Annotated in this window: 11 protein-coding genes; 4 read left to right on the forward strand and 7 right to left on the reverse strand. The window is 53.2% G+C overall.

Annotation, left to right across the window (positions count from 1 at the left end):
* Positions 1–17: 17 nt before the first annotated feature.
* The 3 genes from BMY49_RS01790 to BMY49_RS01800 form a co-directional block, all read right to left on the reverse strand.
* Positions 18–1,610: an MFS transporter gene (locus BMY49_RS01790; protein ID WP_089674619.1), complete on the reverse strand. Its 1,593-nt coding sequence runs from the start codon at positions 1,608–1,610 to the stop codon at positions 18–20.
* A 238-nt stretch (positions 1,611–1,848) separates the two neighbouring features.
* Positions 1,849–2,517, reverse strand: a complete 669-nt coding sequence (gene narL / locus BMY49_RS01795) for a two-component system response regulator NarL (protein WP_089674621.1) — start codon at positions 2,515–2,517, stop codon at positions 1,849–1,851.
* Positions 2,517–4,415 carry a type IV pili methyl-accepting chemotaxis transducer N-terminal domain-containing protein gene (locus BMY49_RS01800; RefSeq protein WP_089674623.1) on the reverse strand — a complete coding sequence of 633 codons (1,899 nt, stop codon included), beginning with the start codon at positions 4,413–4,415 and terminating at the stop codon, positions 2,517–2,519. Before BMY49_RS01800 ends, narL begins: the two co-directional genes overlap by 1 nt.
* A 177-nt stretch (positions 4,416–4,592) precedes the next feature.
* Here BMY49_RS01800 and BMY49_RS01805 point away from each other — a divergent pair, with 177 nt between their 5' ends.
* The 3 genes from BMY49_RS01805 to BMY49_RS01815 all read left to right on the forward strand — a co-directional run bounded on the left by BMY49_RS01805 (position 4,593) and on the right by BMY49_RS01815 (position 6,067).
* A complete protein-coding gene (locus tag BMY49_RS01805; protein ID WP_230835113.1) occupies positions 4,593–5,162 on the forward strand; it encodes a hypothetical protein in 570 nt (189 codons plus the stop codon).
* An 84-nt stretch (positions 5,163–5,246) separates the two neighbouring features.
* On the forward strand, positions 5,247–5,669 hold the full coding sequence (locus BMY49_RS01810) for a ribonucleotide reductase subunit alpha (protein ID WP_244154885.1): 423 nt from the start codon (positions 5,247–5,249) through the stop codon (positions 5,667–5,669).
* Between the two features lie 11 nt (positions 5,670–5,680).
* Positions 5,681–6,067: a SirB2 family protein gene (locus tag BMY49_RS01815; protein WP_089674625.1), complete on the forward strand. Its 387-nt coding sequence runs from the start codon at positions 5,681–5,683 to the stop codon at positions 6,065–6,067.
* Between the two features lie 66 nt (positions 6,068–6,133).
* Here the strand turns inward: BMY49_RS01815 and BMY49_RS01820 are convergent, their stop codons facing one another.
* The 3 genes from BMY49_RS01820 to hmpA form a co-directional block, all read right to left on the reverse strand.
* Positions 6,134–6,484 carry a DUF488 domain-containing protein gene (locus BMY49_RS01820; RefSeq protein ID WP_062362517.1) on the reverse strand — a complete coding sequence of 117 codons (351 nt, stop codon included), beginning with the start codon at positions 6,482–6,484 and terminating at the stop codon, positions 6,134–6,136.
* 69 nt (positions 6,485–6,553) lie between these two features.
* On the reverse strand, positions 6,554–7,120 hold the full coding sequence (locus tag BMY49_RS01825; RefSeq protein ID WP_062362514.1) for a Yip1 family protein: 567 nt from the start codon (positions 7,118–7,120) through the stop codon (positions 6,554–6,556).
* Positions 7,121–7,475: 355 nt separating this feature from the next.
* Positions 7,476–8,648: an NO-inducible flavohemoprotein gene (gene hmpA / locus BMY49_RS01830; RefSeq protein ID WP_089674626.1), complete on the reverse strand. Its 1,173-nt coding sequence runs from the start codon at positions 8,646–8,648 to the stop codon at positions 7,476–7,478.
* Positions 8,649–8,806: 158 nt separating this feature from the next.
* Between hmpA and BMY49_RS01835 the strand changes: the two genes are divergently transcribed.
* Positions 8,807–10,018: an NnrS family protein gene (locus BMY49_RS01835; protein ID WP_062362507.1), complete on the forward strand. Its 1,212-nt coding sequence runs from the start codon at positions 8,807–8,809 to the stop codon at positions 10,016–10,018.
* Positions 10,019–10,024: 6 nt separating this feature from the next.
* Here BMY49_RS01835 and BMY49_RS01840 read toward each other — a convergent pair whose 3' ends face one another.
* The gene (locus BMY49_RS01840) at positions 10,025–10,471 is read right to left on the reverse strand and encodes an Rrf2 family transcriptional regulator (protein ID WP_062362504.1); all 447 of its coding nucleotides are present in this window, start codon (positions 10,469–10,471) and stop codon (positions 10,025–10,027) included.
* Positions 10,472–10,614: the final 143 nt, after the last annotated feature.

Consider the following 10,614-nt stretch of genomic DNA (forward strand, 5'->3'; position numbering starts at 1 on the left):
AAAGACGCAAGCCCTATTTAGGGGTTCTTAACGTAGGCACCTTTGCGTAGGTAGAACCACCAGTTGATGACCAGACAGATGGCGTAGAAGACCGCAAAGCCGTACATGGCAAGCTCCGGTGTGCCGGCCTGGATTTGCTCGCCCATTACCCGCGGGGCGATGAAGGCGCCATAGGCCGCGACGGCTGAGGTCCAGCCAAGAACAGGGCCTTTCTGCTGCTGGTCGAAAATCACGCCGATGCTGCGGAAGGTAGAGCCGTTGCCGATACCACTGGCAGCGAATAACACGATGAAAAGCAACAGGAATAGCCAAAAGAATTGATTAGGATCAGTGGTGTTATAGGCCTGCATCATTACGTAGCCAGTGGCGACAGAGGCGACCACCATGATCGCAGAGATTATTTGGGTAACGATGGAGCCGCCCACTTTGTCGGAGATCCATCCGCCCAGCGGACGGATCAGAGCGCCCACGAAGGGGCCTATCCAGGCCCAGGTTAAAGCGCTGGGCGCCTCTGGGTTGGCCACGCGAATCAGCGTGCCATCGGCAGTGGCTTCCATCATATTGCCGAAGATGACGTTGATAGAGAGCGGCAGGGCCGCAGAGAAGCCGATAAAGGAGCCGAAGGTCAGAATATAGAGGATGGTCATTGACCAGGTGTGCTTATTGGAAAATATCGCGAATTGCTTCTGGATATTGGGCTTGATATCGCCAGGAATCAGGCGCAACAACACCAGGGTTAGAACAATGGTTAGCGGCAGGGCAATCCACATATTAAGCCAGCTGAGAGCCAACATGCCGATAATCGCGGTCACCATGCCGACGCCGTAGAGGCCTAATATTTTGCTGAAAGCCGCCAGCGGCGAACCAGGGTTGGGCGTAATAGTGCGGAGATTGTTCATGCCGAACCAACCGGCGAACGCTAATGGGATCAGGAATACGAGCCAGATAAAGCCAGCATTCTGGATCCAGGTGTCGGTCCCTGCTTCGATCCGACCAATCAACGTACCGCTAGCGCTTTGCAATTCCATTGGCGAACCGGCCATAGCGCCAAAAATGCCGACGGTCATTACCAGTGGGATGACAATCTGCATGGTAGTGACGCCGAAATTACCAAGGCCTGCATTCATGCCCAGGGCGTAACCTTGCTGTTTGCTGGGATAAAAAGTGGAAATGTTGCTCATTGAACAAGCGAAGTTACCGCCACCGATACCGGAAAGTAGCGCCAACGCCTGGAATACCCAAAACGGCGTGCCTGGGTTCATCAAGGCGATACCAGTGCCGGCAGCGGGGATCATCAATAGCGCGGTGGTCAGGAAGATAGTGTTACGCCCGCCAGCGATGCGGATCATGAACGATGCTGGGATGCGCAGTGTGGCACCTGCTAGACCGGCAAGCGCTGTTAGTGAAAATAGCTGGTTAACCGTGAACGAAAAACCCAGGTTCTGCATCTGGGTGGTAATCATTCCCCACATCATCCAGACAGCGAATCCCATCAGCAGGCTGGGAATGGATATCCATAGGTTGCGGTTGGCAATGTGCTTGCCTTCCTGTTCCCAGAATTGGGCGTCTTCGACATTCCATTTCTCAATGTCGGCATTTCTCTTGCTCATGGCGATTTCCCCTTGGCATCGAACCTTTCTGCATCTAGCAGTTAGAAAGCAAGATACGCTGGAGGAAGACATTGGGAAATGGGTGAAAATGACATGAAAAACAGCGACATACCTCTTGAGAGGTAGTCGCTGAAAAGCCTGGATTCGTTGATTTTAAAGAGAAAAAATCGACAGGGGGTAAAGGCGGGTCAGGGCAGAAGTACTCTGTGAGTCTTTGGAGGTAACCACACAGAATCGACTAGTGATCGATACCTTCCTGGACTGCCCAGACGGCGGCTTCGACACGGGACCGTAAGTTGAGCTTTTTGAGCAGATGCTTGACGTGAACCTTGACCGTGCCTTCGGTAATATCCAGCTTGCGCGCGATGAGCTTGTTGGAGAGTCCGCTAGCAAGCTGTTGTAGAATTTCGCGTTCACGCTGCGTCAGACTATGAATATCCGGAGTGGTGGGGGCATTGCGCTGATTACGCAGCGCTTCAGCGAGTAGGGCGGTTAGACTTTCGCTGATGACCATGCGTCCCAAAGCAGCTTGACGCAGCTGGCGCACCATGTCTTCAGGCTCCATATCCTTTAGCAGATAACCGTCGGCACCGTTGCGTAGCGCCGCGACCACATCATCCTCATGGTCGGAAACAGTGAACATCACCACACGGCCGCTATAGTTGGCTTCCCGTAGGCGGCGCAAGGCTTCTAAACCATTGACGCCTGGCATGTTTAAATCCAGTAAAACCAAGTCAGGCTCCAGTTTGAGAGCCAGTGCAATGCCCTCTTCAGGGTCGCCCGTCTCGCCAACCAGTTCAAGATCGTCCTCTAGTTCAAGCAACTGGGCGACGCCACGCCTCAGTAGCGGGTGGTCATCAATAATCATTAGAGTGGCGGGTGTATCGTTGGCAGTGGTCAGCGTCATTAAGAAGCCCCTGTACCTAAGTGAGAGTCTGAGGCAGCCGTAACAGGCTGCTGCTGAATTAAGCGAGCGGTCAACGGGGTGAAGACTATCTCAATGCTGGCTCCCCCTGCGGGGCGATTGGTGATACTTAGCTCCCCGTTCAGGGTAGTGGTTCGGTCGCGAATAATCACCAAACCGTAGTGCATAGGCGGCGAGCTATCGTCTTCCAGGCCGATACCATCATCCTCAATACGCACTAACAGGCGAGCATCGGCGAAATGCACAGTGACCCCAGCCCAGTGGGCTTGGGCGTGCTTGTGGGTATTAGCCAGCGCCTCGCGAATGATCTGCAGCACGTGAATTTCTTCATTGGGATTAAGTAGGTAAGGCGGCACATCGTAGTCAAGCTCGACCGTTATCTCCATGCGCTGGCTAAACTCTTCGATGGTTTGGCGTAAGGCAAATTGCAGCCCAGGCCCCTCTAGTTTGAGCCGGAAGGTAGTAAGCAGTTCACGCAGTTGACGATAGGCGCTGTTTAAACCGGTACGCAGCTCGTCGAATACCGCAGACTGCATCTCTCGAGAGGCTTCTTTTTGCTGCATACGTTCGAGTCGCGCCACCTGCATCTTTAGATAAGAGAGCGATTGGGCTAGCGAGTCGTGAAGTTCGCGGGCAATGATGGTCCGCTCGTTGATCAGCGTGACGTGCTGCTGCTCCTCGATACGCCGCTGCAGGTACACCGCCGTGGCCAACTGGTCGGCTAACATGGTGAGCAACCGACGGGTGCTATCGTTGAGCCGCTCCTGGTGATACCACACTTCCAGGGTGCCAAGCAGCGTGTCGCCGACGCTGATAGGTAGCAGTAAACATTGGGACTGGTTATTGGACACCATCTCCAAGGGGCGGGGATCAATCAGGCAGGCGTGGCACTCCTGGTCACGGCAATACTCTGGCCGGGTACGTGAGTGGGTTTCCAAAACCGGCATTTCCCGTTGGTCGAAAGGATCGTTGAGGGAAAGCCGAATCGGCCCGATATCCAGCAGGTTTTCCAGTTCGCGCAGCATAGGTGCTGCGCTAGAGCAAAGGTCGTTACCGCCGCCATACAGTGAACGGCTGGCATCATGCATTACTCGCAGCGCCTGATTGCTGCGCTCAAGCTCCTGTTTCTTGCGCGATATCTTGTCTTCCAATGCGGCGTAGCTGGTTGCCAGCTCGGCAGACATCTTATTAAAGGTGTGGCCCAGCAAAGCCAGCTCATCACTGCCGCGTAGCTCTGAGCGTGGCTTGAAATTACGTTGCGCCGCCTCGCGGGCAAGCACCATCAGCTGGCGCAGCGGCACTACCAGGTTATGGCGAACATCGTAAAGGGCTATCGAAACCACGATAGCGATCAGCACCAGAAAAAGCAGTTGCATCATCCCCAGTAGCCGCACCTTAGCCTCGGTGCTCTGCTCCAGATAGGTCACTAGCACTTCAATGTCACTGACCATCTCAACGATCATCATTTCTAGCGTAGCGAGGTCTAGCGCCGTGGCAGCGGCCGGAGCCTCTAGTGCCGGGCGAAGCGAGTGTTGCCAGTAGCTCTGAAGTTTTTCCAGTTGACGGCGGCGCTCATGACGATCATCAATGGGGATCGTTTGTTGAAGCGTTGTGCCATACAAGCGTTGATCGAAGCTCGAAATCAGTCCTTCGAGCTGTTCTGCGCTTGTCTCCTCTGGAGCATACTCCAGGCGTTGCAAGGCTCCCATAATCTGATAGGCATTCATGCGTAATGAGCCAGCGACATTAATCGCGGCAGCATCGCCACGGCTGCTGTTAGACATTGTCATGGTCAGGGTGATACTGATGAGCGCCATCCCGCTAATGGCAAGCAAGGACGCAATGATGCGAGCAACCAGGGAGCGCTGAAGTAATTTCATGGCATTTCCGATAGCGCGAAAGAGGTAAGCGAGTGTGGCACTGTCTGCATTTCGATACGAGGGCTATTCCTTTGGGGTTAGCCAGCCTACCTCCGATGCCTTTTTGACCTAAGCCCAGTATTTACCGACAATTCTGGCATGTCTTCCGATGTCTTTATACCCTCGCTGGGAAACGCCATGCCATCATCTGTGCCGCCTCCCACGTTGGAGACATCAATAAAGCCAGTGAATGGTTATCAGTTGCTGGTAGCCATGCTGCTAATGCCGCTAGCAAGCGCTTTAGCGGTGGCTAGCTGGACACTTTATGCCCTGCTTGCAAAGCAGCCTGTCTATGTGTTGGTACCATTGATGAGTGGTGTACTGTTGGCGTGGCCGGCCTGGTATATCGCCAAACTGGGCGACACCTGCCGCTTGATGCAATGGCTATTACTGGGGCTAGCGTTGGCGCTGGGAGGATTTGGGATGGCTAGCCAGCCGTGGGATTTTTTGTTGGTAGGGGCTGGGCTTGGGCTGGGAGGAGCGGTGATTACCACCGGCATCGCCCACGCCAAAGGCTGGATGCCTGGCCGTTGGGTGTGTCTTTGTATCGCCCTTTGTGTGGCTTTAGCGGCAGGTGTCGGGCTTTCCCTGCGAATAGCACCGCTGGTCGTCCAAGCCTATGGTTGGCGCGCGGCGCCACTTAGCCTGTTGATCCCTCTGTTCATGGTAATGCTGCTGCTGTGGCTTTTCGTAGAGTCACCCGAGTAACGCCGTCTATGAGTCTCACCTGTTCATTCTTAACTACTCTCTCTCACCTTCTGATTCTTAACTACTAGCGATAAGGCTCACTTTATGACCACAGTTGTTATGACCACCGATTTTATGAATATAGCGACGTTTGCCGATTTACTGCAGGAAGCACGTAAACAACCTAATCCCCAGCGCCTGCTGTTTGTGTTCGTTCGCGCAGAGCTGCCCGATTTCCCCGATGCTGAACAGCGCCGTCGCTTCGAACAGGGTGAAGGGGGTGTGTTGGTGCCGGTGGTCTGCGTAGATAAGTCGACGGAGGAATTGACCAGTATGGCGGCGTTGGTCGAGGAGTCACGCCGCACCGAGATCGAATGGGATCTAGTTTTCACCGCTGCCATGGACGACCCACAAGATGACGCCGAGGTTGAACGCCAGCTTCAGCGTATGATGGAGTCGCTGCAAATGGGTAATATCACCACCTATCTTGCCTTCGATCATCACGGCAATGCGCTTAACGTCGGCTAGGGACGGTTACCATGGAGCACTATTTCCTCATCAAGCATTTGCACATGACGGCCGCTGCGCTGAGCATCACGTTATTCGTAGTGCGCGCCTGGTGGTCGGTGCAGGAAAGCCCGCGACTCAACGCCCGTTGGGTCAAGGTATTGCCTCATCTTATTGATACGGCTCTGTTGGGGCTGGGGGTGACTTTGATGGTATTGCTTTCCGTATGGCCCTGGCAGCTTCCCTGGCTTGGCGCCAAGCTATTAGCACTGCTGGCCTATATCGGTATTGGTACCATTGCGATTAAACGTGGGGCCACGCCAGCGGTGCGAGCCCTAGCCGCGGTAGTGGCAGTGTCCATCTTTGCCTATATGGTGGGGGCCGCTGTTCATCACAGCCCTCTCTCCTGGCTGGCCTGAGGGGTGATTGCCTTCAGCACTTACTCCATACTTTAGAGCAAGTTGATGTGCCATTGATTGAGACGATTATTTTAGCATTTTCAAGTACTGGCGCAGCACTTCGGCATTGTTATGTCGCTCTTCTTTAGAGGCAAATACTAAAGTGACACGCTCTTTCCTGGCACGTTGTGCAAGGCCACGAAGGGCCTCGCGATAGGGAGTTAACTCTTTGAGATAGCGTCGGCGGAAGTCATTCCAGCCGAGTGAGCCGTTATGAAATGCTTTGCGAAGTTCGCTGCTCGGTGCGACTTCCTTACGCCACTCATCAATTTTGGCTGCTTCCTTGGATACCCCACGCGGCCAGATTCCGTCGACTAAGACACGATAACCATCCTTATTGTGAGGAGAGTCGTAGGCACGTTTCAATTCGATACTCATCGTTACCTCGTTTGCACTGGGTTGCCCTATAAACTTAGCGAGTGATTAGCTCCCATCACTACCTAAACTTTAGTAAGCCCAAACAATAGCCATCAACAAGCCCCATGCCAGCAACCCTGCGGCCATAACGGTGTAAGTAACAGACATCGTTGTTACGTCATTCGTTGAGCGCTCACATAGAGCCTGAAGGCCGTGATAGACCAAGCTACAAGAGGTACCCAATGCCACCATAACAACCATGGCATTGAAGAGCAGGCTGGGTACCAGCAGAGCGATCGTAGCAAACCATAATGGCAGTGGTGCTAAGGCCGCCACCAGATAAGCGTCGTGGTAGCTCATTGAGAGTTCGCGATTGCTATTGACTACTGCATGAATCAGCCAGCCCATCAAGAAGAAGGTAAGCAGCTCGGCCAAGAACAAGATAGTAGTGATGAAGCGCCACTGGCGGTCAGCGAAGCCCGGAGCGAAGCTATCTCCGTAGTGGGTAGCCGCGTAATAGAGCAGTACAGGAGGTAGCAACGACATGGGCAGCACGACGCACCAGGCCAGAGTGGCGATTGAAGGGTGGCGTTGTTGGATGTGTTTCCATCTCTTCAAGTGGGAAAAGGGTAGCTGAATAATACTGAGGAGAGTCATTATCTAGCCTCGAGGTTAGTGGAGGTCGTGGTTTATTTTTTAAATATCATACTATGATATTATGTTTAAGATTTAGGACTTAATGAAGGTTCTGTCAAGCGAGCCTGGCTCTCATATGGCTAAAGGAGCACAGCAAACTGGGTAGCTCTGCAAACGTCACTAGCCGGAATTAAGTTATCTACTGAAAGAGTCCGGTCTTATTGGATCGTCGAAAATGACCTGAAGGATGGGTTTTTCTTAACGTGCAGGGTGGTTTGGTTTGGTTTGGTTTGGCTTGCTGACGCTTCTAGCTTCTTAACTGCTTCATTGAGCTAATACAAGGCGGCCCCAGTTATACTACTGGGGCCATCCATTATCAGGTTGCGTTGAGGGGGCGCGAGGGGCCAAAGTGCTCAAAGTGTCGGCGATCCTCATCAACACCCAGCTCCGACAGGGCTCTGTTAATCGCTGTCATGAATCCTTGAGGTCCGACGAAATAGCAGCGTGTCTTAAGGTCTGACAGGTAGTGAGCTAATAAGCTGCGGTCGATACGGCCAATATGTTCGGCTTCGTTACCGCGCTCATGAATACGGACAGCTTTAAGATGTTGAGGATACTCGCTCTTCAGCTCCTCTAATTCGCCTTTAAAGGCCTGGTGGTCGGCATCCAGGGCAGCGTGTAGATAGATGACTTGCCGCCCAAGAGATAAGGCATGGCGCGCCATGGGGAGCAAGGGAGTTTGACCAACGCCGCCGCTGGCAAGCAGTAGAGGCTCATCACCTTCAATCAGCGTCAGATCACCTGCTGGCGGTAACAGCTCCAAGATATCGCCTGGTTTTAAAACATCGTGGAAATGACAGCTGACTTGGCCCTGTTCTTCGCGCTTGATCGAAATACGGTAGCTTCGACCGTTCGGTGTGTCCGAAAGGCTGTAATGCCGATAGACCAATTCGTCGTTAATAGTCAAACGTACGCCGATATACTGCCCGGGCTCGTGGTTAGCCACGCGGCCCCCATCTTCGGGCTCAAGGATAAACGAGCGAATTAAAGTACTTTCCTGCTGGGTACTGGCAATCTTGAAACGGCGTGTGCCGCGCCATCCGCCCGGGCGCTGCTCAAACTCACGATAGCGCTGGTCTTCGAGGTCAATTAACAGGGCGGCAAGCTCGTTATATAGAGCGCCCCATGCATCGGCGATTTCCGGGGTGACAGCTTCACCCAGCACTTCGCCAATCGCTGCCAGCAGGCATTCGCCAACAATAGGGTACTGCTCGGGAAGAATGCCTAGAGAGACGTGTTTGCTGACCACAACATCCAGAGTAGCCCGCGCCTGAGCTGGATTACTGCGTAGTTGCACATAGGCCAACACGGCGTTGGCCAGGGCACGGGGCTGACCACCGCTTTGCTGATGAACCTCATTAAAGAGGGGCTTGACCTCTGGGTAACGGGTAAACATCAGCGGATAGAAGCGCTGTGTAATCGCATTCAGGTGTTCGGCCACGACGGGAGCTGTCGCGTTGATCAGCTTTTCCTGCTCATGTGTTAGCACTGTTAATCCCTCGGTATATTAAGAAGTATTTAAAATGAATCTTAATGCGACGAGTCTGTAAATGCTAGCCATAAGATGTATTTTTGATGCATGTCATGGTCTTTGTTGATAGCTAGGCGCACAATCATATTTCCAAGTAATTTAGTCGGGATTAAACCATGCCAACGACCACCTCATCCCAGCCTGCTTCTAAGCTTGAGAATCTGCCATTAATGCGCCTGGCTTTTCGGCCCTTCTTTCTATTGGCCGCGCTGTTTAGTGTGGCCTCCCTATTGGTGTGGTTGGGCTTCTGGCATGGCAGTATTTTGCTGCGCCCTTATGGCGGCCTGGTGTTCTGGCATCAGCATGAAATGTTGTTTGGTTTTGCTGCGTCTGTGGTAGCGGGATTTTTACTGACTGCTGTGCGCAACTGGACCGGATTGCCGAGCTTAAGCGGCGCGCCGCTAATGGGTCTGGTGGTGTTATGGCTATTGGGCAGGGTGCTGATGGCTTTCCCCTTGGATTTGCCGGGGTGGCTGCTGCTGGCGGTTGATCTTGCGTTTCTGCCGGTGGTCGCCATTGTGATGGCGCGTCTGGTCATCACTGCAAAGCGGTGGCGCAACTTGATCTTTATACCCGTGCTGCTGCTGTTTGCCACGGCTAATCTGGCGATGCACTTAGGGGTGATTCAGGGTGACGCCGAGCTTATCCGCCAAGCCGCCTACTTAGCCGTGCTGTTAATCACACTGATGATGACAGTCGTTGGCGGACGCGTGATTGGCATGTTTACTGCGAACCGTTTGGGACGCACCAAACCTGAACCTATTGCTTTACTTGAAGGAGTGACGCTGGCTAGCACGGCTGGGGTTGTCGTGCTGCAGTTGATTATCATGCTGGATGTTGCCATTCCTGCGTCATTAATCGGCGGGGTGATGCTCTTAGCGGCGTTGGCCAATACTGTTCGCATGGCGCGCTGGGGTGGGCTGCACAGCTGGCGCGAACCTTTACTTTGGGGACTCCACGGTAGCTACGTCTGCATCCCGTTAGGGCTAATCATGTGGGTCTTGGCACTAATGGGGCTGATACGCACAGAACTAGCTATACATGCCCTGACCATTGGTGGCATGGGTGCCATGATGCTGGCCATGATGGCCAGGGTTTCGCTAGGTCATACAGGCCGCCCCATACGCACCTTGCCCGGTATGGGTGTGGCGCTGGGCTTAATGCTAATAGCCGCCCTGGTGCGCTCACCCGTCTTGGCGATATTTCCCCAGATTACCCACTGGACCTACACGCTAAGCATTATCTTCTGGTGTGTAGCCTACGCAATATTCCTAGTGCATTACACTTGGCCGTTAATGCAGGCGCGAGTCGACGGACAGGATGGCTAGTGAGTGCTAAGCGCTGACAGTAGGAATGCGCATAAGTTGCGCCAGTTGAGAGCGTTGATTGCCCAGGAGGTCGGCCAACGTATAGTGGTCGAGCACACCTAGAAATGCTGACAGTGCATCATTAAGAATCGGTTGAAGGCGACATGCCGGTGTAATGATGCAGGCGTTGTCGCTATGAAAGCACTCCACTAACGCCATGTCGTTTTCCATCTCGCGTACCAGCTCGCCTAACCCAATGGTTGCAGGATCACGTGTCAGCAGTAAGCCGCCATTCTTGCCACGAATAGCGGTAACGTAGTTCTTTTGACTCAGCTCCTGCACGATTTTCATCAAATGATTGCGTGAGATATTAAACGTCTCGGCAATTTCATTAATCGTAGAGCGCTCCTCCCCCTTGGTAGCAAGAAATATCAATACGCGTATCGAATAATCGGTGAATCGGGTGAGATGCATGGAGTGCGTTTTGCTCCGAGAGTAATTCAGCTATAAAAAGTATGTTGTATGAATGTTCAGTGAGTTGCAATGTAAACGTGATTGAAGGCCTGCGAGCCTATCCAGCCTTGCTACAGCAAGCATTCGCGCACGGTGTAATTTCA

Origin of the sequence: Vreelandella aquamarina (assembly GCF_900110265.1) — a bacterium.
In the GTDB taxonomy this organism is placed as follows: Bacteria; Pseudomonadota; Gammaproteobacteria; order Pseudomonadales; family Halomonadaceae; genus Vreelandella; species Vreelandella aquamarina.

What these genes read in the sequence shown, in the direction of transcription:
- BMY49_RS01790 (WP_089674619.1), bottom strand. Translation starts at nt 1,610, where the DNA reads ATGAGCAAGAGAAATGCCGACATTGAGAAATGGAATGTCGAAGACGCC.
- narL (WP_089674621.1), bottom strand. Translation starts at nt 2,517, where the DNA reads ATGACGCTGACCACTGCCAACGATACACCCGCCACTCTAATGATTATT.
- BMY49_RS01800 (WP_089674623.1), bottom strand. Translation starts at nt 4,415, where the DNA reads ATGAAATTACTTCAGCGCTCCCTGGTTGCTCGCATCATTGCGTCCTTG.
- BMY49_RS01805 (WP_230835113.1), top strand. Translation starts at nt 4,593, where the DNA reads ATGCCATCATCTGTGCCGCCTCCCACGTTGGAGACATCAATAAAGCCA.
- BMY49_RS01810 (WP_244154885.1), top strand. Translation starts at nt 5,247, where the DNA reads ATGACCACAGTTGTTATGACCACCGATTTTATGAATATAGCGACGTTT.
- BMY49_RS01815 (WP_089674625.1), top strand. Translation starts at nt 5,681, where the DNA reads ATGGAGCACTATTTCCTCATCAAGCATTTGCACATGACGGCCGCTGCG.
- BMY49_RS01820 (WP_062362517.1), bottom strand. Translation starts at nt 6,484, where the DNA reads ATGAGTATCGAATTGAAACGTGCCTACGACTCTCCTCACAATAAGGAT.
- BMY49_RS01825 (WP_062362514.1), bottom strand. Translation starts at nt 7,120, where the DNA reads ATGACTCTCCTCAGTATTATTCAGCTACCCTTTTCCCACTTGAAGAGA.
- BMY49_RS01835 (WP_062362507.1), top strand. Translation starts at nt 8,807, where the DNA reads ATGCCAACGACCACCTCATCCCAGCCTGCTTCTAAGCTTGAGAATCTG.
- BMY49_RS01840 (WP_062362504.1), bottom strand. Translation starts at nt 10,471, where the DNA reads ATGCATCTCACCCGATTCACCGATTATTCGATACGCGTATTGATATTT.